This is a genomic window from Pseudoalteromonas sp. MB47 (assembly GCF_011319765.1).
Taxonomy (GTDB): domain Bacteria; phylum Pseudomonadota; class Gammaproteobacteria; order Enterobacterales; family Alteromonadaceae; genus Pseudoalteromonas; species Pseudoalteromonas simplex.
In genome coordinates this window covers 170,135-193,381 of sequence record NZ_VFBD01000031.1, presented here as the reverse complement: position 1 = coordinate 193,381, position 23,247 = coordinate 170,135, and the positions used below count along the sequence as shown (strand labels likewise).

Annotated in this window: 21 protein-coding genes and 1 tRNA gene; 14 read left to right on the top strand and 8 right to left on the bottom strand. The window is 41.7% G+C overall.

All coding sequences use genetic code 11. The annotated features are described in order from the left end of the window. Together IMPJCBKJ_RS19120 and IMPJCBKJ_RS19115 are read left to right on the top strand one after the other, a co-directional pair. Positions 1-279 (top strand): YfcL family protein, encoded by a 279-nt coding sequence (locus IMPJCBKJ_RS19120; RefSeq protein WP_054553188.1) that lies wholly within the window; start codon positions 1-3, stop codon positions 277-279. 148 nt (positions 280-427) lie between these two features. After that, a complete protein-coding gene (locus IMPJCBKJ_RS19115; RefSeq protein ID WP_166341614.1) occupies positions 428-1,987 on the top strand; it encodes an AbgT family transporter in 1,560 nt (519 codons plus the stop codon). A gap of 132 nt (positions 1,988-2,119) precedes the next feature. Here the strand turns inward: IMPJCBKJ_RS19115 and IMPJCBKJ_RS19110 are convergent, their stop codons facing one another. The 3 genes from IMPJCBKJ_RS19110 to IMPJCBKJ_RS19100 all read right to left on the bottom strand — a co-directional run bounded on the left by IMPJCBKJ_RS19110 (position 2,120) and on the right by IMPJCBKJ_RS19100 (position 4,906). Next, the gene (locus IMPJCBKJ_RS19110) at positions 2,120-3,925 is read right to left on the bottom strand and encodes a DEAD/DEAH box helicase (protein WP_138619858.1); all 1,806 of its coding nucleotides are present in this window, start codon (positions 3,923-3,925) and stop codon (positions 2,120-2,122) included. Between the two features lie 147 nt (positions 3,926-4,072). Beyond that, positions 4,073-4,336, bottom strand: coding sequence for a GrxA family glutaredoxin (locus IMPJCBKJ_RS19105; protein ID WP_054553185.1), 264 nt, complete (start codon positions 4,334-4,336; stop codon positions 4,073-4,075). 111 nt (positions 4,337-4,447) lie between these two features. Continuing rightward, entirely contained in the window at positions 4,448-4,906 is a 459-nt protein-coding gene (locus IMPJCBKJ_RS19100) for a TlpA disulfide reductase family protein (protein WP_240921063.1), read from the bottom strand. Between the two features lie 329 nt (positions 4,907-5,235). On the opposite strand from IMPJCBKJ_RS19100, the gene IMPJCBKJ_RS19095 reads away from it, so the two are divergent. Next, a complete protein-coding gene (locus IMPJCBKJ_RS19095; RefSeq protein ID WP_054562102.1) occupies positions 5,236-5,682 on the top strand; it encodes an Hsp20 family protein in 447 nt (148 codons plus the stop codon). 39 nt (positions 5,683-5,721) lie between these two features. On the opposite strand, the gene IMPJCBKJ_RS19090 is transcribed toward IMPJCBKJ_RS19095, so the two are convergent. The 4 genes from IMPJCBKJ_RS19090 to IMPJCBKJ_RS19075 form a co-directional block, all read right to left on the bottom strand. Beyond that, entirely contained in the window at positions 5,722-6,246 is a 525-nt protein-coding gene (locus IMPJCBKJ_RS19090) for a hypothetical protein (RefSeq protein WP_166341610.1), read from the bottom strand. Continuing rightward, positions 6,243-7,427 (bottom strand): peptidylprolyl isomerase, encoded by a 1,185-nt coding sequence (locus IMPJCBKJ_RS19085; RefSeq protein ID WP_240921062.1) that lies wholly within the window; start codon positions 7,425-7,427, stop codon positions 6,243-6,245. The genes IMPJCBKJ_RS19090 and IMPJCBKJ_RS19085 overlap by 4 nt, the downstream gene beginning before the upstream one ends. Further along, positions 7,427-8,440: a hypothetical protein gene (locus tag IMPJCBKJ_RS19080; protein WP_054553181.1), complete on the bottom strand. Its 1,014-nt coding sequence runs from the start codon at positions 8,438-8,440 to the stop codon at positions 7,427-7,429. Before IMPJCBKJ_RS19080 ends, IMPJCBKJ_RS19085 begins: the two co-directional genes overlap by 1 nt. A 117-nt stretch (positions 8,441-8,557) precedes the next feature. Next, positions 8,558-10,108: a cryptochrome/photolyase family protein gene (locus IMPJCBKJ_RS19075; protein WP_138598990.1), complete on the bottom strand. Its 1,551-nt coding sequence runs from the start codon at positions 10,106-10,108 to the stop codon at positions 8,558-8,560. Positions 10,109-10,213: 105 nt separating this feature from the next. Between IMPJCBKJ_RS19075 and IMPJCBKJ_RS19070 the strand changes: the two genes are divergently transcribed. Beyond that, positions 10,214-11,005 carry a DUF4124 domain-containing protein gene (locus tag IMPJCBKJ_RS19070; RefSeq protein WP_166341608.1) on the top strand — a complete coding sequence of 264 codons (792 nt, stop codon included), beginning with the start codon at positions 10,214-10,216 and terminating at the stop codon, positions 11,003-11,005. Here IMPJCBKJ_RS19070 and IMPJCBKJ_RS19065 read toward each other — a convergent pair. Next, on the bottom strand, positions 10,996-11,460 hold the full coding sequence (locus IMPJCBKJ_RS19065; protein WP_166341606.1) for a globin: 465 nt from the start codon (positions 11,458-11,460) through the stop codon (positions 10,996-10,998). The genes IMPJCBKJ_RS19070 and IMPJCBKJ_RS19065 overlap by 10 nt on opposite strands. Positions 11,461-11,703: 243 nt before the next feature. On the opposite strand from IMPJCBKJ_RS19065, the gene IMPJCBKJ_RS19060 reads away from it, so the two are divergent. The 10 genes from IMPJCBKJ_RS19060 to IMPJCBKJ_RS19015 all read left to right on the top strand — a co-directional run bounded on the left by IMPJCBKJ_RS19060 (position 11,704) and on the right by IMPJCBKJ_RS19015 (position 23,150). Then, positions 11,704-11,780, top strand: a tRNA-Met gene (locus IMPJCBKJ_RS19060). Positions 11,781-12,069: 289 nt separating this feature from the next. Further along, positions 12,070-12,525: a ribosome maturation factor RimP gene (gene rimP / locus IMPJCBKJ_RS19055; protein WP_054553177.1), complete on the top strand. Its 456-nt coding sequence runs from the start codon at positions 12,070-12,072 to the stop codon at positions 12,523-12,525. Positions 12,526-12,563: 38 nt separating this feature from the next. Further along, a complete protein-coding gene (gene nusA / locus IMPJCBKJ_RS19050) occupies positions 12,564-14,063 on the top strand; it encodes a transcription termination factor NusA (protein ID WP_054553176.1) in 1,500 nt (499 codons plus the stop codon). Between the two features lie 25 nt (positions 14,064-14,088). After that, positions 14,089-16,746 carry a translation initiation factor IF-2 gene (gene infB, locus IMPJCBKJ_RS19045; protein WP_054553175.1) on the top strand — a complete coding sequence of 886 codons (2,658 nt, stop codon included), beginning with the start codon at positions 14,089-14,091 and terminating at the stop codon, positions 16,744-16,746. A gap of 110 nt (positions 16,747-16,856) precedes the next feature. After that, positions 16,857-17,261: a 30S ribosome-binding factor RbfA gene (gene rbfA / locus IMPJCBKJ_RS19040; protein WP_054553174.1), complete on the top strand. Its 405-nt coding sequence runs from the start codon at positions 16,857-16,859 to the stop codon at positions 17,259-17,261. After that, positions 17,261-18,205, top strand: a complete 945-nt coding sequence (gene truB / locus IMPJCBKJ_RS19035) for a tRNA pseudouridine(55) synthase TruB (protein WP_054553173.1) — start codon at positions 17,261-17,263, stop codon at positions 18,203-18,205. Before rbfA ends, truB begins: the two co-directional genes overlap by 1 nt. Positions 18,206-18,315: 110 nt before the next feature. Further along, the gene (rpsO, locus tag IMPJCBKJ_RS19030; RefSeq protein WP_054553172.1) at positions 18,316-18,585 is read left to right on the top strand and encodes a 30S ribosomal protein S15; all 270 of its coding nucleotides are present in this window, start codon (positions 18,316-18,318) and stop codon (positions 18,583-18,585) included. 242 nt (positions 18,586-18,827) lie between these two features. Continuing rightward, positions 18,828-20,957, top strand: coding sequence for a polyribonucleotide nucleotidyltransferase (gene pnp, locus IMPJCBKJ_RS19025; RefSeq protein ID WP_054562096.1), 2,130 nt, complete (start codon positions 18,828-18,830; stop codon positions 20,955-20,957). 128 nt (positions 20,958-21,085) lie between these two features. Then, positions 21,086-21,964, top strand: coding sequence for a lipoprotein NlpI (gene nlpI / locus IMPJCBKJ_RS19020; protein WP_166341604.1), 879 nt, complete (start codon positions 21,086-21,088; stop codon positions 21,962-21,964). After that, entirely contained in the window at positions 21,948-23,150 is a 1,203-nt protein-coding gene (locus IMPJCBKJ_RS19015; protein WP_166341602.1) for a hypothetical protein, read from the top strand. Before nlpI ends, IMPJCBKJ_RS19015 begins: the two co-directional genes overlap by 17 nt. Positions 23,151-23,247: the final 97 nt, after the last annotated feature.

Here is a 23,247-nt window from a genome sequence, read left to right as displayed (position 1 = left end):
ATGAGTTTAGTAAGTTATATTGATGCAGCGCAGCAATATTTTGATGATTTAGTCGATAAAGCAACTGACGACGAGCTATTTGCTGGTGGCTATTTACGTGGTCACTTTGACTTAGCAGTAGGCTATGCACAAGTAGAAGAATTAAACTTATCGATTGATGAGTTAAACAATCAAGTTGAATCTAGCCTCGTTAAAGCTTACCGCAACGGTGAGCTAAACGAAGAAGATAAAGAGCTTGTTGTGCGCCTATGGGATGAAGTGAAAGCACTTGCAGCTTAATCTAATTAAATAAAACTCTGTAAAGCGACCTGTGTCGCTTTTTTTACATTATCACTTTACCTTTATCAGGTAATTTCATTAACTTAAAATTTACCTTAGTAGTTAGATACGTTAAGGTTAACGAGATATTTTTCCAGGGAATTTGAAAATGAATAACAATAATGATGTGCAGGCACCAAGTGGTGCAATCGCACGTTTTCTAAATACCATAGAAAGGGTGGGTAATAAGCTGCCTGATCCGGCGATTATATTCTTAGTCGCCATGCTACTTATTTGGTTTTTATCTTGGCTTTTCTCGGGCACTACATTTGATGCAATCGACCCGCGTACTGGCGAAGCCATCGTTGTAAATAACCTATTAGCAGGGGACTCCCTTGCCACCTTCTTCTCTTCGATGGTTAAAACCTTCACTGGCTTTGCGCCGCTTGGTGTGGTGCTGGTTGCTATGTTAGGTGTTGGTGTTGCTGAGCATTCTGGCTTTATCAATACCGGCCTTAAATTAATGTTAAAAGTAACGCCTAAGCAGCTTTTAACACCGTCTATTATTTTAGTGGCGATTGTCAGCCATACCGCAACTGATGCCGGTTATGTGTTAGTGATCCCACTTGCTGGGGTTATTTTCTATGCGATGGGGCGTCACCCGCTAGCTGGTATTGCAGCTGCCTTTGCTGGGGTAAGTGGTGGCTTTAGCGCAAACTTTATTCCATCAGGTATTGACCCGTTACTGCAAAGCTTTACCCAAAGTGCCGCGCAAATTATTGACCCAGATATGGCGATTAACCCGCTCAACAACTGGTTTTTCACCTCAGCTTCGAGCCTGTTTATTATCTTATTAGGCTGGTATATCACAGATAAAATCATCGAGCCACGTTTACAAAATACGCCACTTGATGGAGATACTGAAGACTTACCTGCCTTTGATGAAGCACGCAGTGATGAAAAACGTGCGTTCTATATTGCAAGCACAGTGATGATTGCAGGCCTTGCTCTACTTTGGTTTGTCTCAGCGCCAGCCGACTCTGCAATGCGAAGCAGTGATGGCTCATTAACTAATTTCCGTTCACCGTTAATGCAATCAATTGTGCCACTTATCTTCTTACTGTTTTGGATCCCTGGTGCCGTCTACGGTTTTGCCGTGGGTACCTTCAAAAGCTCTAAAGATATGATCGATGCAATGAGCAAAGCGATGAGCGGTATGGCTTACTATATTGTTATGGCGTTCTTCTGTGCGTTATTTATTGCTGCATTTAGTAAATCAAACCTAGGTGCATTACTTGCAATTGAAGGGGCGCAATTATTAAAAGCAATGGCTCTGCCAAGTTCAGTCACGGTGGTCGGTATTATCTTCTTAACGGCGTTCGTGAACCTATTTGTTGGCTCAAGCTCGGCAAAATGGGCGCTATTAGGGCCAATCTTTGTACCCATGCTGATGCAACTGGGTATTTCACCTGATTTAACACAAGCTGCGTACCGTGTAGGTGACTCAAGCTCGAATATCATCACGCCACTAATGCCATACTTCCCACTGGTTGTTGTGTACTGCCAAAAGTATGTTAAAGGCACCGGTATCGGCACCTTAATCGCGATGATGTTACCGTACTCAATCGCCTTCTTAATCGGTTGGAGTATCTTCTTACTCGCGTACTGGGGCTTAGGCATACCACTAGGTCTTCAATCAAGCTACGCATACCCAGCCATTGGCTCATAATGACAAAGCCTCAGCAATCCAGCGTGAGGCTTTAAAAACTGAAGTCTGACGGCTGACAGCTTTACTACAGACACAAAAAAACCTTGTCACTCTCATGACAAGGTTTTTTATTGCTTAAAGCTTAAGCTTCAATTAGTTCGCAGTGAAGCTCACTGGACGACGCTCTTTACGAGGGCCACCACGTTTTTCACCACGGTCTTTGAAGTTACGCTTCTTATCACCACGATCACCACTTGGGCGCTCAGAGCGAGGAGCCGCAGGACCTTGGTCTTGCGTTAGCGTCATATTCATCGGACGTTTACAGATAAATACCTTTTGGAAGTGATCAAGCACATCTTTTGGCATGTTCTGTGGTAACTGTACCGTACTGTGATTGTCATGTAAGCGAATATCACCAATGAACTTGCTTGAGATATCAGCTTCGTTAGCAATCGCACCAACGATATTTTTAACTTGTACACCGTGCTCACGACCTACTTCGATACGGTAAGTATCCATAGGACCCATGTTACGGCTGTTGCGCTCACGCGGCTCACGAGGTTTACGCTCGCGTCCTTGGCGGTCGCCACGATCACCACGGTCATTGCGACGACGCTCGTTGCGCTCGCCACGCGGTTGAACTTTAACTTCTTCAACCTTGATTGGTGATTGTTGCTGCGCTAAACAAAGTAATGCACCTGCTAAGTCTTCAGCACTTAATTCAAGTTTTTCTGCCATATCAGCAGCAACTTGATTAAAGAAAGTGATGTCTTTGTTTTCAAGCGCAATTGTAAGCTTGTCTTGAAGCGCTTTAATGCGCTTTTCTTCAACAACTTTAGCTGTTGGTAAATCAACTTGTGCGATATCAGATTTCGTATGACGAATGATATTTTTAAGTAAATAACGCTCGTTATGTTTTACGAAAAGAATCGCTTTACCTTGACGACCCGCACGACCAGTACGGCCAATACGGTGAACGTAGGCTTCTGAATCTTGTGGAATATCGTAGTTAATTACTAAGCTTAAACGGTCTACATCAAGACCACGTGCAGCAACGTCTGTTGCGATAACGATATCAACTAGGCCGTTTTTCAAACGATCTACTGTACGTTCACGTGCTTGTTGGTTCATGTCACCATTAAGTGGTGCCGCAGAGAAACCTTCGCGCTCAAGTAATTCAGCTAACTGTACCGTGTCGTTACGTGTACGTACGAAAACAATTGCACCATCGTATTGTTCTGCTTCTAAGAAGCGAACGATAGCTTTGTTTTTGTGTACGTGTGCATTCCAAAATACTTGCTCAACCGTTGATACAGTTGAGTTACGCGCAGAGATATGAACTTGCTCAGGCTCATTCATGTACTTGCTGCTGATATTTTGAATTTGCTTAGGCATGGTCGCAGAGAAAAGACATGTTTGCTTTTCACGTGGCGTTTTCTCCATGATGCTTTCTACATCATCAATGAAGCCCATGCGTAACATTTCGTCTGCTTCATCAAGAACAAGGGCTTGTAAGCTCTCAAACTTGATTGTGCCACGGTTAATGTGGTCAATTAAGCGACCTGGCGTTGCAACAATGATTTGCGCGCCACGACGAAGTGCACTTAGTTGGATGCTATAGCTTTGGCCACCATAAAGGGCTAAAACTTCAACACCACGAGTATGCTTAGCATATTGTTCGAATGCCTCAGCTACTTGGATCGCAAGTTCACGCGTAGGCGTTAAAACAAGGATCTGTGGCTGCTTCACAGACGGGTCAATATTATTTAGTAACGGCAGTGCAAATGCTGCTGTTTTACCTGTACCCGTTTGCGCTAGTCCCAGTACGTCCTTTCTTTCTAGCAATAACGGTATACATTGAGCTTGGATTTCAGATGGAGTCTTGTAACCCAACTCTTCAACTGCTTTAAGGATTGCAGGAGAAAGATTTAGAGATTCAAACGTGACTGGTTCTGACATTAATACGCCTCAACGAATTTAAAGAGGCGCGCATTGTATAGGAAATACAAGGCAATTGCTTGTATAAATTACAACTAATTTGTATGTGGTTGATGTTGGTCATAATTTAATCAGTTTAAAATTACCAAAATCAACCACGTTTACAATTTATTGATATAACCCTAAATTTTCTTTAGCGTATGCTTCGAATTCAGTAAAGCCACCAATGTGGGCTTGGTCAATAAAAATCTGTGGTACGGTTGGGCAAGGTTTGCCTGCAGACTGTTCTAAATCTGCTTTGCTGATGCCTTCTTTAATGATGTCGATATAACGGTATTTAAAATCGTCACGCTCATTTGCTAGTTTTTCAGCAACGTCTTTTGCACGAACACAGTATGGGCAGCCTTCGCGGCCAAAAATTACAGTTAACATATCGCTCTCCTCGATGGTTTATCTGGTTATAATCTTAACGGATTAAATGAATAAAAACAGCGCATAAAATCGATTGCACTATTCTGTTTTTTCTCACTAAAAGCGATTGAGCTAATCAAGTGTGCGCATCCTAAGGCCAAGTTCTGTTGAGTAACCCATAGAATGCGCAGTAATTGCCAACTGCTCATTAATAACATAATAAGTTGGGTAGGCACTGATTTTATAATCTTGACCTGTACTTTTACTGCCAAGTAACACCGGCATTGTTAATTCGAGTGAATCAGTAAACTGTTTAACTTCAGCAATGTTTTGGTAATCGAGGGCAATTGCTATGGCATTTAACTTACCTTGCTGATGAGCCTTTTCTAAATTTGGCATACTGTAACGACAAATTGAGCACCAAGGCGCAAAGAAATACACCACTGTTTGCTTTCCTTGTAATTGTGCAATGGTCATCCGCTCTGTTGGGTCTTTTAGCGTGGCTAAATTAAAATAGGGGGCAGGAGTTTTATCAGTTGAGAGTAAATTACGTTGCTGAAATGCGGTCACGGCATACACAACGACTGCCATTAACACGACATTTTTTAGCACACGGATAAATTTTTTTAAAAAAGTTGGATTTTTTTTCATTGTTATTTTGTACGTTGTTAGCCCTTTAAAATCAACTTATTCAGACCAGTTTGAGAGCACTTAACTTTCATTTAATTTTAAAAAATTACAATTTTTTTTGCTAAAAATCTTGAAAAGATTTTACCCGCCCATAAATAGTTTAGTGAGGACGCCTGATGGGTCCCAAACAAACTAAAGTAATTGAAATATATAGTATTAATTTAACGTTGTTAGCACTGGTTCAATAGAAGAGTACTAACAAAATATCGCTTAAATATGAGGATATAATTATGCGTACAGTAGACTTATCACCACTTTATCGTTCATTCATCGGTTTCGATCATTTAGCATCATTAATGGATGCGGCAGCTCGCACAGACAAGCAGCCAAGTTTTCCTCCGTACAACATCGAAGCACTCGATAAAGACAAATATCGTATCACTATGGCTGTAGCAGGTTTTAGTGACAGTGAATTGACCATTGAGTCAGAAAACAACACATTGAAAGTCAGCGGTACTAAAGCTGATAAACAAGATAATGCTGAGCGTAAGTTTATCCATCAAGGCATTGCAGAGCGTAACTTTGAACGTAAGTTCCAATTAGGTGACCACGTTAAAGTACTTGGTGCAGACCTTGAAAACGGCTTACTAAGTATCGATTTAGAGCGTGAAATTCCAGAAGCTCTGAAACCACGTAAAATCGAAATCGGTAACGGTAAATTACTCGAAAACAAGTAATTTCCAACAGCATTGTTTCCCCTAGTTAGTTTTGCCGCCTCATTTGAGGCGGCTTTTTTCGTTATGTTTAGCAACTAATTCCGCTTGCAGCGTCTTTAAAGCCGCAATTTTATCTTCGGCTTCATTAAGCTTATCTTCTGACAATCCCGCTTGCTTACCACGTTCTAAAAGGGATTCGAGAGTAGCAATTTTACTTTCTGCGGCATCAATAAAGCGAAGTTCTAATTCAGTTTGTTGTGTTTGATGGTATGCCTGATACGCTTTATGGTCATTAAGATCACCTGTAAACCGCTTCGTCTGCTGGGGCTGCTTTGCAATGGGTGGAAAGTAATCGGGGGTTGTGATTGCCGCATTTGTATCGGCCTCATCGATTGTTTCACTGGCAATTAAAGTTGGCTTTACGTGCATACTGGTCATTGCTTGTTGATTACGAACATCTTTTTTCTCAACCTCAACGGGCAGCAGTGCTTTTTCAGCAGGCACTAAAGCAATATGTTTTGATTGCAAATGCATAATAACCGCAGCACTAAAAAGCACACAAAGTGCTAAAGCTAGCCATTTCATAACTTAATCCCATGCGCTTTTTGCCACGCTAACCAACTCTGTTGGTAGTTAATTATGGCTTTTTCAACCGCGATGGCCTTTTTGGCTTGATAGCGGACCGTTTCGTCATTTGCGTCAAAGTAGCCAAACGCATGATCATAGCTCATTACTACCACCCAAAAACCATTCGGTGAGCGTATTACCTCACTTAACTGTTGAGGCTTTTGTGTGAATGCTAATTGTACTGCCCAATTTCGTTTATGCTCTCGGGTTAAGTAGTTATTATATTGAGCGTAAATATCGGGCTGATTTAATTGCTTTAGTGCGTGTTGTATTGAGCTTGTTTCAGCTTGCTTTTTAAATGCTAAAGCCGCTTCTCTATCGGTAAATTCGCCGCCATGGGCCTTAACCGATTTTAGATAATGAAATCTTTCTTTGTGTTGTTGGTAATATTGCTGGATTTCAGCGTCAGTAACCTTGTTCTCTAAGCGAGTTAACACAGGGCTCTCTACATGCATAATACCTTTTACCCCTAACCAGCTTTGAATCGAAGGCCTTAGGATATCGCCCTTGGCTATAGAATAAAGATGGGGTAGCGAAATTTGCTGTGTTTGTATGACCGCATCAGCTTGCTTTAAATGCAAAAGAAATTGTCGATGTTTTAAAACTTCGGTTTTGAACAGTTCGCTATCTCCTTGATGCAAACGAAAGCGAGTCTGCATAGAAAGAGGTGCAATAAATTCGTACAGCGTCATTGGGTTTTCAAACAAATCGAGTTTAATAGCATTGAACTGTTTGATTTGGGCATCACTGTACTGACCATCCAGAGGATATAGCCCTAAGTTGGTTTTCAGCCAGTGTTTATCAAATGGTTCAAGCCCAGTTGTAGCTGGTTTACCGGTGAGATTTAACTGATGAATAAACAGATTATCTAAGTAGCGCATTACATGGTAATGAGTTGAAAAGCCAACACTCGCTTGGCGCTCTACAAGCTCAGGCATGTTTTTCTGTGCGTACTTAAGTAAAAATTGATTTTCGTAAAGGCGTTCACGTGTTTGCTGTTTGCTAATATCAGGGCTTTGTTCTTTGTAGACCTGCCACATGAGATCAATTTCAGATTCTGTGTATTGATTAAACGCAGCAACTGCTAGGTTGCTAAAAAGCAAACCTAGCAGTGCTGTCAAAATGTAAAGCCCACGCATTATCGAGCAACCATGGCATGATTAAGTAGGTGAACCACCATTGCAATTGCATGGGGAACCACTTGTTTTGCAGTATCGAGTCGGTCGTAATGATCTTTTGAATTTAACACGATCCCACCTTGTGCATACGAAAATGCACCGCCTTGGGTTAACAAAGGGCGTACATCAGTTGATTGTGTATCTAATGCAGCAAAGGTTGCCATGGCTTGTGAAACGAGTGCTGGATCGTTGAGGTTTTCTTGGTCGTAGTAGTCATTCACCCAGCTTTCCCAGCTTGAGTGATTTAGATCGGAGGTTGTCCAAGTATGATGAGGTTGGAGTAAATCGGTGGTGTGAAATACAAAACCTAAAATCTGTGGATTACCGCTTTGTAAGTAACTTTGATACCAGTATTGCCCTAAGTTATCGATAGGTTGGAATGGCATTTCCTCAAAGTCATCATACATGCTGTAACTTGATTGACTATCTATACGGTAATGGGCTTCAGTAACGCCATAGCTATTATATTTTGAAGAGTCAGCATTGAACCAGCCTGTTTCACCACCTTTACCATCATCAAGGTAATCACCTTTGAGCCACGTTGCGGCAAGATTATCAACAGCTCCCCATACTGTTAGTTTTTGATAGTTGTAGCCGCCAAAGTCGTTGCCATGTTGATCAGCACCTTGGGTGTGATTTTGAAAGTGCCAATAACTGGTGTATTTCACAATACTTTCTGCAGCACCCCAAACTGGTGCTTGTACGCAAGAACCTGTAATAGCACCACAAAAAAACGTGTCCTCAAAATCATCGACGTCATAGGCTGCTTGCCCAAGTAGCTCGCCAAGCTGAGCGACAGTCATATTATTTTGCTGAGCATAGCTGACTAACGCAGCGTATTGTGTTGTGCTTGGGTGTTGTTGCATGTAGTTAACGGCATCAATCACGATACGTTTGTGGGTTTCTTGACTAAACGCATGTACGTTACTGCTGCATGCAACTAAAAACGCTGCGCTAATAAGTGTTTTTTTCATTGTGTCCTCAAAGTGTTATTTAATATGCAGCGCTATTAAAAAAGAGCGTGATTACACTAGAGTGACAAAATAATTAAACATTTAATTAACAAGTTTACCCAATATGGTACTTTGTCATTACAGTTTTTCTAAATTATCCAAGCACCAATTAGCACGTTTAAGAGTTGCTTGCTGAACAGATTCATCTTGCTTATACCAGTTGTTATAAATCATACCGATACGAGGGTTTTGTGATAGCTGCTGTTCATGTTCTAACATAAAATGCCAATATAGGCTGTTGAATGGGCAAGCATCCTCAGTGGTTTTTTCTTTAATGTTGTAGCTACAGTGTTTGCAATAATCACTCATTTTGTTGATGTAATTTCCACTGGCAGCATAAGGTTTAGTGGCAATTAATCCCCCGTCAGCAAATTGGCTCATTCCCCGAGTGTTGGGCATTTCTACCCATTCTATGGCATCGATATAAATACCTAAATACCATTCATCTACTTCACTAGGCTTAATAGCGGTTAATAAGCAAAAGTTACCCGTGATCATCAAACGTTGTATGTGGTGTGCATAAGCCGTTTGCAGGCTTTGTGTAATGGCATGGTGCATACAATTCATGTTTGTTTTGCCGTGCCAAAAATAGTCGGGTAGGGCACGCTTTGCATTTAAGGCATTTTTGCTGGCGTAATCAGGCATATTTTGCCAATAAATACCACGTACATACTCGCGCCAACCGAGAATTTGCCGAATAAAACCTTCAACTTGAGCAATATCAATAGGTTGCTTATCAAAGCTAGTTAACACTTGTTCGATGACCTGCATCGGGTGCAGCATTTTCGTATTAAGAGCAAACGATAAACGGCTGTGATACAAAGACCATTGGTACTGGGACTGGCATGTCATGGCATCTTGAAACTGACCAAAATGCACCAGTAAATGGTCGCAAAAAAAATCAAGTAACTGCTTTGCTTCAGCGCGCGTGGTTGGCCAAATTAAGGTATCGCTGCACTCACCAAAGGTATTTATTTTGTGCTTTTCTATCCGTTTAAGGATGTGGCTAACATCGTGACCGAAGCACAAAGGTTCGGGAATTTCTTTAAGATCGCTTGGTTTTAACTTGTTTCTATTTTGCTGATCAAAATTCCATTTGCCTCCACGAGGTTGGTTATCATCGTCCATTAAAATATTAAAACGTTTGCGCATAGCACGATAAAAAAACTCCATTTTTACCGGTTTATTTGGCTTAAAGTGCTGGTCAATATCGTTAAAAGGTAACAAGAAGTGTTCCGAATCAACTGCATTGACATTAAATTCGCTCTGCTGTGAAAAATCTGCAAGTTGCTTTTTAAGGCGGTATTCGTCTGGATATTGATACTCAATATTTTGGCATTGATACTGCTTCGCTAAGCGGGTGAGCAATTCAGGTAGCGTGGCATCATCTTCTGTATTATCAAGTGTTAAATGCAGGCAGTTCAAGTTGGCATTTTTGAGTGCTGTAGCAAAGTTTTCCATTGCAGCAAAAAAAGCGGTCACTTTTTGCAAATGATGCTTTACATAGTCTGTTTCTTGTTTCAATTCGGCAATCACGTACAGCGTGTCTGGTTGTGATTTATTTTTAAACCAGCTATGACTTGCATTGAGTTGATCGCCAAAGATAAATCTCAGGGTGGCATATTGCACTTCTAAAAACCTTAGTGGATCATAATTGAATTAACTACGAAACAAACTAGGAGATAGATCGATAAAGTTAGTGTATAAATAAGGTATAACTATGGAAGGCAAAAAATGAAATCTAACACTATTAATACTCATATTATTTGGGCTACATGTTTATTTATAAGCACTGCGGCGAGTGCATCAGTGTATCAGTGCGAAAAAAATGGTGTGGTTGAGTTTAGTCAGTTGCCATGTGGGGAAGATGCTAAATTAATAACAATAAAAGAGCAAAACCCTTTCCTATCCAATGCTGTACAAGGAGAAAGTACTGAGTCAGTATATTCTCAAACGACTGGTCAAGTTGATAGCTATATCAGGACCAAACAAATAGCAGCAGAAATAGCTGAGCATAATAATAAAATAGATACCTTTAAGCTTCGTATGAATAATGAAATTGCAGCATTAAATAATCAGTCCGATGCGCAGTTACAAAACTTAGTTGGTGCAAAAAAACAAGCCGCTATTGCAAAGCAAATGAGTGCTGTATCTGAGCGTTATGCTGTTCTTATTGACAATGAACAGCGTAGTATTGACAGACTAATCGCCGAAAATAACAGAATAAACAATAGTTTCAATGAACTATCAAATAACGATGAGGTTGATAGCTTTATTCGTAGCAAACAAATCATGCAACAAATCTCTGAGCATGAAAATAAGATCGATACTTATAACGAACAACTAAACCAACAGATTAGCCTACTAGAAAAGCAAGTTAGTCATAGACCAAATAACTTAGCTGACGCAAATAGTGATCAAGCTTTAGTTGATAAAATGAGTGCGTTGACAAGCCGCTTCAATACACTTATCTCTGTTGAGCAAAGGCAAATTGATAGACTTCGAAATGAACTGAGTCAATTGTGAGCTTTATAAACCAAGCGTCTTGTTTTAATAGAAACCACGGTAGAGTGTGAAAATAAGTAACTTTTCACAATATTAGAAAAAATACGAATAGCCAGCTCCCAAGCTTGTTGCTGATGGCTATTGTAGGTCTTGATAAAGAGTAGACGAGTCTCAATAAAAGCCTCACAAAGAATATCAATATCTTTTGACGCTACGTTTAAAAAGCTCAGGTTATTCGCTAAATAATGAATAAACGGCGTGACTTGCTGTAAGTCATCAAGGTGACTTACTACTTTGTTGAGCGCACAGTAAAGAATATAGCTACGCTTAGTTATGCTGTCTTGCTCAGGCACTGTCATGGTTAACTGACGAGCATTAAGACTGCGATGATATGCGCTTGTAAACTGATGGAAATCTGGTTTTAGCAATTCAATATCTTGTAGTAACAGTCTTTTTTGAAATGAAGATAGACTCATAGTAAATCGCTTAATAGCCAAGGCTATAGGTTATTCTTATTATATGACTAAATATAGACGAGAATTTTCAGTTATGGGAAATTTTATGACAAGGTTGTCATAAAATTTTTAGGCAAAAAATAGTCTAACTAATTCATGTAGGAAGGTTGCTAATTGAGCGCTACATGCTTATAATAGCCGCCATTGAATTGAGGTGTTTAGCACTCGATTAAACGATATTAAGTTACTTTTAATATCTATTGGCGCGGGATGGAGCAGCCTGGTAGCTCGTCGGGCTCATAACCCGAAGGTCGTCGGTTCAAATCCGGCTCCCGCAACCAAATACATGCTAAGGCATTGTAAGTGTACTTAGTATGCACAGTAATTTTTACTGTATGAAGTCGCGCATTCTGGTAATGCGCGTTTTGCGTTTAGGCTATCTAGTTTAATTTAGTCAGGTGACTGACTCGCAACCAAGCTTGGCCCTAGGCCACACAGTTTTATGCTTTAGGTGTGACGCCCCGCTTGGTTCGGGGCGTTGTTGTATCTGCTTGGCGGTGATTTTAAATCATTATTAAACTCAGTATTTCAGGGCTATATGCCCTTTTTTTGTTTGTATGGAGGATTTTCGTGACAAAACTTGAGCAAGATTTAGTAGCCATGCTCTCACCGGCCGTTGAAATGTTAGGCTTTGAGTTACATGGTCTTGAGTTTGTGCAAGCTGGTCGCCACTCTACATTACGTGTTTATATCGATCACGATGCAGGGATTACGGTTGACAATTGTGCCGACGTTAGTCGTCAAGTTAGCGCAATTTTAGACGTCGAAGACCCAATTACAAATGAATATGATTTGGAAGTTTCGTCTCCTGGTGTTGATCGTCCATTATTCAAACAAGATCACTACGAGAAGGCGCAAGGAGAAGAAGTACGCGTGCGTACTAAGCTTCCGCAAGATGGTCGTCGTAACTTTAAAGGCGATTTAGTATCAGTTAGCAGTGATATGATCACACTTTCAGCAGATGGCACTGAGCATATGATTATGATCAGTAACATTGAACGTGCGAACATCATCGCAAAGTTTTAATTCGAGTGCGAAGGAATAGGGCAAGCGAGGCATAACCCATGGCAAAAGAAATATTATTGGTTGCTGAAGCCGTCTCCAATGAGAAAGCGGTTCCAAAAGAAAAGATTTTTGAAGCGTTAGAGTTCGCATTAGCGACTGCGACAAAGAAAAAACACGATGGCGAAATTGAAGTTCGCGTATCAATCGATCGTAAAACAGGTGATTACGACACATTCCGTCGTTGGAAGATTGCTGAAGTTCTTGAAGATGGTTCTTTAGAAAACCCTTACAGCGAAATCACACTTGAAGCGGCACAGGTTGAAGACGAAAGCCTACAATTAGGCGATTACGTTGAAGAACAAATTGAGTCAATCAAGTTTGACCGTATTACAACACAAATGGCTAAGCAAGTTATCGTACAAAAAGTACGTGAAGCTGAGCGTGCATTAGTGGTTGAAGAATACAAAGATCAACAAGGCGAATTAGTAACAGGTGTTGTTAAAAAAGCAACCCGTGATGCTATCGTACTTGACCTAGGTAACAATGCTGAAGCGGTTATCTACCGTGATGATATGTTACCGCGTGAAAACTTCCGCCCGGGTGACCGTATCCGTGGTCTTCTTTATGAAGTTAAGCCTGAAGCTCGTGGCGCGCAGTTATTTGTAACGCGTTCTAAGCCAGAAATGCTAATGGAACTTTTCCGCATTGAGGTGCCAGAGATTGGCGAAGAGATGATTGAACTACGTGCAGCTGCACGTGATCCAGGCTCTCGTGCAAAAATCGCGGTAAAATCTAACGACAAACGTATCGACCCAGTAGGTGCGTGTGTTGGTATGCGTGGTGCACGTGTACAAGCAGTTTCAACTGAGCTTGGTGGTGAGCGTGTTGATATCGTTCTTTACGATGACAACCCAGCGCAATTCGTTATCAATGCAATGGCGCCAGCAGAAGTTGCGTCAATCGTAATGGACGAAGATACACACTCAATGGATATCGCTGTTGAAGCCGATAACCTAGCACAAGCAATCGGTCGTAATGGTCAAAACGTTCGTCTTGCTAGCCAGTTAACTGGTTGGGAATTAAACGTAATGACCGTTGATGACATGCGTGCGAAGAACGAAGCTGAATCAGATAAGCTAATCAACTTATTCACTGAATACCTAGATATTGATGATGAGTTTGCAACTTTACTTATCAACGAAGGTTTCTCAACACTTGAAGAAGTGGCTTACGTACCAGCATCAGAATTCTTAGAAATTGACGGTTTAGATGAAGAAACAGTTGATATCTTACGTTCACGTGCAAAAGACGCATTAACAACGAAAGCGCTTAAAACAGAAGAAAGCCTAGAAGGTGCAGAACCTGCAGAAGACCTACTAGCACTTGAAGGTTTAGAGCGTCACCTTGCATTTGTTATGGCAAGTAAAGGTGTAGTAACACTTGAAGACTTAGCTGAGCAAGGCATTGATGAGTTAGTAGACATCACTGAACTTTCAGAAGAAGAAGCTGGCAAACTAATTATGGCTGCGCGTAACATTTGTTGGTTCGCAGACGAGTAATTTATTAACGGAGGTATTACACACTATGGCAGAAGTAAATGTTGAAAAACTAGCCGGAGATATTGGTACAACTGTTGATAAATTACTACAGCAGCTAGAACAAGCCGGTATTTCTAAAAAAGCAGGTGATATGGTAACTGAGTCTGAAAAGTCGACGTTATTAGATCACTTGAGCAAGCAGCACGGCGGCACGGGCTCAGAAGGCCCAGCTCGCATGACTTTGCAACGTAAAAGCAAAAGTACGCTAAGCGTAACTGGCTCTACAGGTAAAGCGAAGTCTGTGCAAGTTGAAGTACGTAAAACACGTACTTACGTTAAGAAAAGCGCCATTGAGCAACAGCAAGAAGAAGAGCGTTTAGCTGCAGAAGAAGCTGCACGTAAAGCAGCAGAGCTTAAAGCCCAGCAAGAAGCTGAAGAGCTTAAAGCGAAACAAGAGGCAGAGCGCAAAGCGAAAGAAGAAGCTGAGCGTAAAGCCAAAGAAGAGGCTAAACGTAAAGCTGAAGCTGAGCGTAAAGCGAAACAGAAGCAGATGACCCCAGAGCAAAGTGCTAAGTCTGAACAAGATCGCGCCGAAGCTGAGCGTCTGCAAAAAGAAGCAGAAGAGGCCGCATTGAGAAAAGCTGAAGAAGAAGCGAAACGTCAAGCAGAAGAGGCAAGAAAGCTAGCTGAAGAAAATGAAGCTCGCTGGAAAAAGGAAGAAGAAGAGCGTAAGCAGCGTGAAGAAAACGCTGATCACCACCTTACGACTTCTACTTACGCACGTGAAGCAGAAGATGAATCTGATGCACGTGAAGAGCAAAGCGCTCGTCGTAAGAAAAAGAAAAAAGGACCTCAAAAAGAGAAACAGCCTACTGGTCCTAAAGGCAAGAAAGGTAAGCTGAAAGCACCAACGTCTTTACAACATGGTTTCCAAAAACCAACAGCAGACGTGAAAAACGAAGTTCGTATCAGTGAAACAATCACTGTTGCTGAGCTTGCATCACGTATGGCTGTAAAAGGTGCTGAAGTTGTTAAAACGATGATGAAGATGGGTGACATGGTTACCATCAACCAAGTGATCGACCAAGAAACAGCACAACTTGTAGCTGAAGAAATGGGTCACAAGGTTATCATCGTTAAAGAAAACGAATTAGAAGAGAAAGTACTAAGCGACCGTAGCGAAGAAGGTAAAGCAATTCCTCGTGCACCGGTTGTAACAGTAATGGGTCACGTTGACCACGGTAAAACGTCAACACTTGACTACATTCGTTCAGCAAAAGTTGCTTCAGGTGAGGCAGGTGGTATTACACAGCACATTGGTGCATACCACGTTGAAACAAATGGTCACATGATCACGTTCTTAGATACTCCGGGCCACGCCGCGTTTACATCAATGCGTGCACGTGGTGCTAAAGCAACGGATATCGTAATCCTAGTCGTTGCTGCGGATGATGGTGTAATGCCACAAACTAAAGAAGCGGTTCAGCACGCCCGTGCTGCAGGCGTTCCTTTAATCATCGCAGTAAACAAGATGGATAAAGAAGGCATCGACCCAGATCGCGTTAAGAACGAACTAGCACAATTAGACGTTATCCCAGAAGAGTGGGGTGGTGACACGCAATTCGTTCATATCTCAGCAAAAACAGGTTTAGGTATTGATGACCTACTTGAAGCAGTACTAATGCAAGCTGAAATCCTAGAGCTAACTGCACCAGCTGAAGGTATGGCTGCAGGTGTTGTAATTGAATCACGTCTTGATAAAGGCCGTGGTCCAGTTGCGTCAATCCTAGTTCAGTCTGGTACGCTTAACCAAGGTGATATCGTACTGTGTGGTCTTGAATATGGCCGTGTTCGTGCGATGAAAGATGAGAACGGTAAAGACATCAAGTCTGCGGGTCCGTCTATCCCCGTTGAGATTTTAGGTCTATCTGGTATCCCAGCTGCTGGTGATGAAGCAACAGTAGTTAAAGATGAGCGTAAAGCGCGTGAAGTTGCACTTTACCGTCAAGGTAAGTTCCGTGAAGTGAAGCTTGCTCGTCAACAAAAAGCGAAGCTTGAAAACATGTTTACGAACATGGCTGAAGGCGATGTATCAGAAGTTAACATCGTTCTTAAAGCTGACGTACAAGGTTCAATTGAAGCAATCGCTGATTCATTAACTAAGCTTTCTACTGATGAAGTTAAAGTGAAGATTGTTGGTTCAGGTGTAGGTGGTATCACTGAAACTGATGCAACGCTTGCAGCGGCGTCAAACGCAATCGTTGTTGGCTTTAACGTACGTGCTGATGCATCAGCTCGTAAAGTAATTGAGTCAGAAAACCTAGACTTACGTTACTACAGCGTAATCTATAGCCTGATTGAAGAAGTTAAACAAGCGATGTCAGGTATGCTTGCACCAGAATTCAAGCAAGAGATCATTGGTCTTGCTGAAGTTCGTGACGTGTTCAAGTCACCGAAGATTGGTGCAATCGCAGGCTGTATGGTTACTGAAGGTATCGTTAAGCGTAGCGCGCCTATCCGTGTACTTCGTGATAACGTGGTTATCTATGAAGGTGAACTTGAGTCACTACGTCGCTTTAAAGATGACGTTCAAGAAGTTCGTAACGGTATGGAATGTGGTATCGGCGTTAAGAACTACAACGATGTTAAAGTTGGCGACCAAATCGAGGTATTCGAGACGGTTGAAGTACAACGTTCACTTTAATTTCGTTTAAGTCACTATTTTAAATGGGGGCCTAGCCCCCATTTGTGTATTCGTAATTAAATTAACTTATTCTTTAACATCAATAAGTTATTATTTTAGAGTGAAATGAAATGAGAGAATTTTCTCGCACTGATCGTGTTGCACAGCAAATTCAAAAAGAGATTGCTGTTATTCTTCAACGCGAAATCAAAGATCCACGCTTAGGCATGGTGACAGTGTCTGCGGTTGAGGTATCTCGCGATTTATCTTACGCAAAAGTATTTATCACAGTGTTTAATACTGACGATGAAGATAAAGCCAAGCAAAGCGCTAAAATCTTAAATGAAGCAACGGGTTATATTCGTTCTTTATTAGGTAAACGCATTCGTGCGCGCATCATGCCTGAGTTACGTTTTGTGATCGATAACTCGCTTATGGAAGGTATGCGTATTTCAAACTTGGTTGACTCAGTTATTCGTGAAGACAATGCCAAGCATGTAGACGAAGATGACAGCGAAGAAGGCACTAAAGACTAATGGCTAGACGCAGTAAAGGTCGTGCTATTGACGGCATCTTATTACTTAATAAGCCGCAAGGTATTTCATCAAACAAAGCATTGCAGCAAGCAAAGGGAATTTACTTTGCACAAAAAGCAGGCCACACCGGTGCGCTTGATCCGCTCGCGACGGGTATGCTGCCTATTTGTTTTGGTGAAGCGACTAAGTTTACCCAGTTCTTGCTTGATACTGACAAAACCTATGTTGTACGCGCCAAACTTGGTGAGCGAACCACGACCTCTGATTCAGATGGTGAAGTGGTTGAAACGCGTGACGTATCGGTCACCCGTGAACAATTAGCTGAGCAAATTGCCAGTTTCTTAGGTGAGTCGGATCAATACCCTTCGATGTACTCTGCGCTAAAATACCAAGGCCAGCCTTTGTATAAATATGCTCGCGAAGGTATCGAAGTGCCGCGTAAGTGTCGAAAAATTAATGTATTTAGTTTAACGCTTGATGAGTTTGATGAAGCTAATAACGAAGTACAAATGACGGCACACGTGTCTAAAGGCACTTATATTCGTACTATTGTTGACGACTTAGGTGAAAAGCTTGGCTGTGGTGCGCATGTCATCATGTTACATCGCAGTGCTGTTGGCCACTATCCAAGTGAAAAAATGGTTACTCTTGAGCAACTTGAAGAAAAGCTACAGCAGGCAAAAGCAGACGATGTTGCGCCTTCAAGCTACCTCGATGAGCTACTACTGCCAATGGATACTGCTTTGGTTGATTTACCTGTGATTGAGATCACTCAAGAGCAGGGAGTGGCATTTAGTCATGGTCAAACAGTGGTGATTGGTAAGCCTGTACCAGATGGTGTGGTAAAGGTAATGGCTGATGGGGTGTTCATTGGTACTGGTGAGCGTCATAAAGACGGTCATTTAAAATCAAAGCGCGGCTTATCAAATCAACTGCCTGAGTAAAGATTACCTTGTAGTTATGAGCAAAGCTGGGTAGAATACGCCCCGCTCAATCGTTTTGGCTGAATTAGTGATCGGCTAAAACACAATTTAAATTAATTTTTGGAGTTACTATGTCACTAAGCAATCAAGAAAAAGTTGAAATCATCGCTAAATTTGCACGCGCTGAAGGCGACACTGGTTCACCTGAAGTACAAGTTGCACTTCTAACTTTCGATATCAACAAGCTTCAAGGTCACTTTGCTAGCCACAAGCACGACTTCCACTCACGTCGTGGTCTTCTTCGCAAAGTAAGCCAACGCCGTAAACTGCTTGACTACCTTAAAGGTAAAGACATTGCACGTTACACTGCGTTAATCCAAGAGCTTGGCCTACGTCGCTAAGAACTAGATTACGAGAAAAGGGGCTATTTAGCCCCTTTTTTTGTGCGCGCATGAAAGGTATACTAGCGCACACCTAGGTAGTGGATACTGCTTAGATATTAAAAAACATCATTGCCAATTGTAGTACTTAATCGTGTTTTCATAAGCACAATTAAGTACTGTAATTGGTACTTTGATGGACTATTTTTTACCAATTCGGAGCATAGCTCTGAGTTGCTTTTACATTTAAAGGACATTTTTAAGTGCAAGCAATTATTAAAGAATTTCAACTAGGTCAACACACTGTGACCCTAGAAACAGGTGCTATCGCTCGTCAAGCTGACGGCGCAGTACTAGCAAGCATTGGCGATACTTCAGTATTAGTTACTGTTGTTGGTAAGCGTGATGCACAACCAGGCCAAGACTTCTTCCCACTAACAGTTAACTACCAAGAGCGTATGTACGCTGCGGGTCGTATCCCTGGTGGTTTCCTTAAGCGTGAAGGTCGTCCTAACGATGGCGAAACACTTATCGCTCGTCTAATCGACCGTCCAATCCGTCCACTTTTCCCAGACGGCTTCGTAAACGAAGTACAAGTAATCGCGACAGTTGTTTCTGTTAACCCAGAAATCCAACCTGACATGGTTGCTATGATCGGTACTTCAGCAGCACTTGCTATCTCTGGTATCCCATTCAATGGTCCTATCGGTGCATCACGTGTTGGTTTCATCAACGGTGAATACGTACTTAACCCAACACTCGCTGAGCTTGAAGAAAGCCAATTAGACCTAGTTGTTGCTGGTACTGATAACGCAGTACTTATGGTTGAATCAGAAGCTGAAACACTATCTGAAGACGTAATGTTAGGTGCGGTTGTTTATGGTCATGAGCAATCTCAAGCTATCATCAACGCAATCAACGAGTTCAAAGCTGAAGCGGGTAAACCAGCTTGGGATTGGACTGCACCAGAGAAAAACGTAACACTTGCTGAGAAAATCTCTGCAATTGCTGCTGATAAAGTAGGTGAAGCATACCGCATCACTGACAAAGTAGCGCGTAAAGAAGCACTAGGTGCAGCGAAAGAAGAAGTGGTTGCTACATTAACAGCTGAACTTGCTGAAGGCGAAGAGCTAGATACGCAAGAAGTTGGTAAACTATTTGGTTCTTTAGAAAAAGAAATCGTTCGTGGCCGTATCATCGCTGGTGAAAAACGTATCGATGGTCGTGAACCAGATATGGTTCGTGCACTAGACGTAATGACGGGTGTTTTACCACGTACTCACGGTTCTGCAATCTTCACGCGTGGTGAGACGCAAGCACTTGTAACTGCAACGCTTGGTACTGAGCGTGATTCACAGTTAATCGACGACTTAACAGGTACTAACAAGCATCACTTCATGCTTCACTACAACTTCCCTCCGTTCTGCGTAGGTGAAACAGGTTTTGTAGGCTCTCCTAAGCGTCGTGAAATTGGTCACGGTAACCTAGCTAAGCGTGGTATCGCTGCGGTACTACCTACACTTACTGACTTCCCATACTCAATCCGTGTTGTTTCAGAAATCACTGAATCAAACGGTTCATCGTCTATGGCATCAGTATGTGGTACATCACTAGCACTTATGAATGCAGGTGTACCAATCAAAGCATCTGTTGCTGGTATCGCGATGGGTCTAGTTAAAGAAGGCGACGATTTCGTTGTTCTTTCAGATATCTTAGGTGATGAAGATCACTTAGGTGACATGGACTTTAAAGTAGCAGGTACTTCAAACGGTATCACTGCACTACAAATGGATATCAAGATCGAAGGTATCACTAAAGAAATCATGCAAATCGCCCTTAAACAAGCGAAAGCAGCACGTCTACACATCTTAGGTGTTATGGACGAAGCGATTGCAGCACCTTCTGAAGAGCTATCTCAATTCGCACCACGCATCTACACTATGCAAATCCCTGCGAAGAAAATTGCTGAAGTTATCGGTAAAGGTGGCGCAACTATCCGTCAACTTACTGAAGAAACGGGCACAACGATTGAAATCGAAGATGACGGTACAATCAAGATCGCTGCAACTGACGGCATCAGCGCAAACGATGCAATCAAGCGTATCGAGCAATTAACTGCTGAACTAGAAGTAGGTACTATCTACACTGGTAAAGTTGTACGTATCGTTGATTTTGGTGCGTTCGTTAATATCCTTCCGGGTAAAGATGGTCTAGTGCACATTTCACAAATCAGCACAGAGCGTGTTAACAACGTAACTGACCACCTAAGCGAAGGCCAAGAAGTTAAAGTTAAAGTTCTTGAAGTAGATCGCCAAGGTCGTGTACGTCTAAGCATCAAAGAAGCAATGGAACCAGCTGCTGAAGAAAAAGCAGAAGAGTCTAAAGACGCTTAATGATGATTACATAACCAGTTATTTACTGGATATAAGAAAAAGGGGCTGTTTAGCCTCTTTTTTTATGCTTTAATGAAACCTATCCGCTTCGCCTTTGTCTACAGAGAATTCAGGTATTAAGGAATTTAATGATTTTTAAACACTTAGCATTGACCGCTGTGGCTATTTTTTCTTTAAGTGCATGTCAAACAACTTCACAACCTGAGTCAGTCCCTATTGTTAATGTGCCTTTTACCGCACCATTAGCGCCTGATTTTCGTAACGAAATTACGATTGCTCGCTATTCTGAATTACTAAACCGTGCTGATTTAAGTGCCGAGCAACAAGCCAAACTTTATTATGATCGCGGTGTATTATTTGACAGCTTAGGTATGTCGACCTTGGCGCGTATTGACTTTAACCGTGCGATTAAGCTCAAACCAGACCTAGCTGAGGTGTATAACTTCTTAGGCATTCATCACACACTAATGCAGCAGTATGAACAAGCTTATGAGTTTTTTGATTCGGCACTTGAGCTTAACGAGCAGCATGAGTATGCCTATTTAAATCGTGGTATTGCCCTTTACTATGGTGACCGCCCATCACTTGCACAAGATGATTTACAGCAGTTTTTAAATCGTTCACCAAGCAATCCTTATCGTGTGCTATGGCTTTATTTAGCTCAATCAGAAGCTGATAAAGCGCAGGCCTTAGTTGATTTAAAAGCTAACTCGCAGGGTGTTGATGAGTCGCAATGGGGTTACCAACTATTGGCACTTTATTTAGGTGACATTAGTGAGTTTGAGTTTTTATCTGGCATTATTGAAGGTGTGACTTCAGAGCAAGAGTATGCGCACCGCTTATGCGAAGCTTATTTCTACCTAGCTAAAATGCATCAAGCGGCGGGTGATAACTACCTTGCTGCCGATTACTTTAGACTTGCACTTGCCACCAATGTGCATGAGTTTGTTGAATACAAATATGCCCGTTTAGAGCTTGAGTTAATGGCTGGTGAAAACGCAAGCTAAGGTTTCTTTTACTGTTATTCTATTACTGAGCTTGGGTTTTGTTTCAAGCTCAATATCTCGTTTTATTCCTGCTTACGCTTTTTACGCAAATACTACTCCTTCACAAGCAACAGCTATCTATTATTTGGCACCCAGTGCCATTAATTTGCAGCATTTAGTGCTGAGTAACTCACAGCTTCGCCAGTTAGCTACGTTTAATGATAGTAATGCTGCGTATCAGCTTGCGCTCAGATTTTTGCAGCAACATGATTACACCGCAGCAAAATTATGGTGGCAGCCTTACTTTGCTGAATTCACTTCAGCTCAGCAACAAACCTTAGCGGAGCAGCTAGTCAGAGCAAACCAGTGGCTCGATATAAGTTACCTAGGTAAAGCTGGCAAGTTACCTGACGGAGATGCCAAGCAAGCGTGGCTGTTGCAGCAACAAATGCCGCCAGCTCAAATTGACCCAGCTTATGCGCAGCAACAGCAATTAGCCTTATCAACATCAAGTGTACAGGCAAGCAGTCAGTGCCAATTTAATGTTTTAATGATGACAGATCATTACAAAGGCATTGATACTTTAAAGCAGTATAAGCAGCAATATAGTAAAGCGCCTGAGCCTGCAAAAGGCAGCTTTTGTTTTACTGAGGTTGTTTATGTTGCCGATAAGTTTAGCTGTGATGGCAACGATGGGGCGCTTGAATGTAACTGGCAAAATGCGGCTGAGTATTCATGGCCTGAAGGTTTTGACTTTATTGTGATGATGTCAAAGCAAGGGGCTGCTAATGTGCTTGGCGGGATTATGCATATTAATTCATCGCAATCTTACGCGGTATTTCTACATGAGCTAATGCATTTTAATGGTTTTGAAGATGAATATGTTTTAGCAGAGCAAAAACAACAGTGGCTGTGTAATCAACAGGGGCTAGTTGCGCCAAATCTATTTATTGCAAATGAGGTTTCTCCGCCAAAAGGGTGGCAAAAAAGTATCGCTTGTAGCAACAAAAAAGCCTATAAACCAAGCCCTAATTGGTCAATAATGCAATACCAAACTATGAGCCTGTCTGAGCAATACCGAGAGCTTTGGCAAAAACAAATTAACCAGCCCTTAACAAAGCCGATTCGGTTTTCTGAATATTTTGCCTTTTTAGGCTTAAAGCCAGTGTTTACAACAGCTTCCAAAGAGCATAAATTTTCTGACTAATCGTCTATTTATTGCTATTTTAGTATGCAAAGTGGTTAAATGTTGTGCGAATAGGTGTGTCTCCTATAGACAAAATAGCACCTGATCAGTATAACTA

What these genes read in the sequence shown, in the direction of transcription:
- IMPJCBKJ_RS19120 (WP_054553188.1), top strand. Translation starts at nt 1, where the DNA reads ATGAGTTTAGTAAGTTATATTGATGCAGCGCAGCAATATTTTGATGAT.
- IMPJCBKJ_RS19115 (WP_166341614.1), top strand. Translation starts at nt 428, where the DNA reads ATGAATAACAATAATGATGTGCAGGCACCAAGTGGTGCAATCGCACGT.
- IMPJCBKJ_RS19110 (WP_138619858.1), bottom strand. Translation starts at nt 3,925, where the DNA reads ATGTCAGAACCAGTCACGTTTGAATCTCTAAATCTTTCTCCTGCAATC.
- IMPJCBKJ_RS19105 (WP_054553185.1), bottom strand. Translation starts at nt 4,336, where the DNA reads ATGTTAACTGTAATTTTTGGCCGCGAAGGCTGCCCATACTGTGTTCGT.
- IMPJCBKJ_RS19100 (WP_240921063.1), bottom strand. Translation starts at nt 4,906, where the DNA reads ATGGCAGTCGTTGTGTATGCCGTGACCGCATTTCAGCAACGTAATTTA.
- IMPJCBKJ_RS19095 (WP_054562102.1), top strand. Translation starts at nt 5,236, where the DNA reads ATGCGTACAGTAGACTTATCACCACTTTATCGTTCATTCATCGGTTTC.
- IMPJCBKJ_RS19090 (WP_166341610.1), bottom strand. Translation starts at nt 6,246, where the DNA reads ATGAAATGGCTAGCTTTAGCACTTTGTGTGCTTTTTAGTGCTGCGGTT.
- IMPJCBKJ_RS19085 (WP_240921062.1), bottom strand. Translation starts at nt 7,427, where the DNA reads ATGCGTGGGCTTTACATTTTGACAGCACTGCTAGGTTTGCTTTTTAGC.
- IMPJCBKJ_RS19080 (WP_054553181.1), bottom strand. Translation starts at nt 8,440, where the DNA reads ATGAAAAAAACACTTATTAGCGCAGCGTTTTTAGTTGCATGCAGCAGT.
- IMPJCBKJ_RS19070 (WP_166341608.1), top strand. Translation starts at nt 10,214, where the DNA reads ATGAAATCTAACACTATTAATACTCATATTATTTGGGCTACATGTTTA.
- IMPJCBKJ_RS19065 (WP_166341606.1), bottom strand. Translation starts at nt 11,460, where the DNA reads ATGAGTCTATCTTCATTTCAAAAAAGACTGTTACTACAAGATATTGAA.
- nusA (WP_054553176.1), top strand. Translation starts at nt 12,564, where the DNA reads ATGGCAAAAGAAATATTATTGGTTGCTGAAGCCGTCTCCAATGAGAAA.
- infB (WP_054553175.1), top strand. Translation starts at nt 14,089, where the DNA reads ATGGCAGAAGTAAATGTTGAAAAACTAGCCGGAGATATTGGTACAACT.
- rbfA (WP_054553174.1), top strand. Translation starts at nt 16,857, where the DNA reads ATGAGAGAATTTTCTCGCACTGATCGTGTTGCACAGCAAATTCAAAAA.
- truB (WP_054553173.1), top strand. Translation starts at nt 17,261, where the DNA reads ATGGCTAGACGCAGTAAAGGTCGTGCTATTGACGGCATCTTATTACTT.
- rpsO (WP_054553172.1), top strand. Translation starts at nt 18,316, where the DNA reads ATGTCACTAAGCAATCAAGAAAAAGTTGAAATCATCGCTAAATTTGCA.
- nlpI (WP_166341604.1), top strand. Translation starts at nt 21,086, where the DNA reads ATGATTTTTAAACACTTAGCATTGACCGCTGTGGCTATTTTTTCTTTA.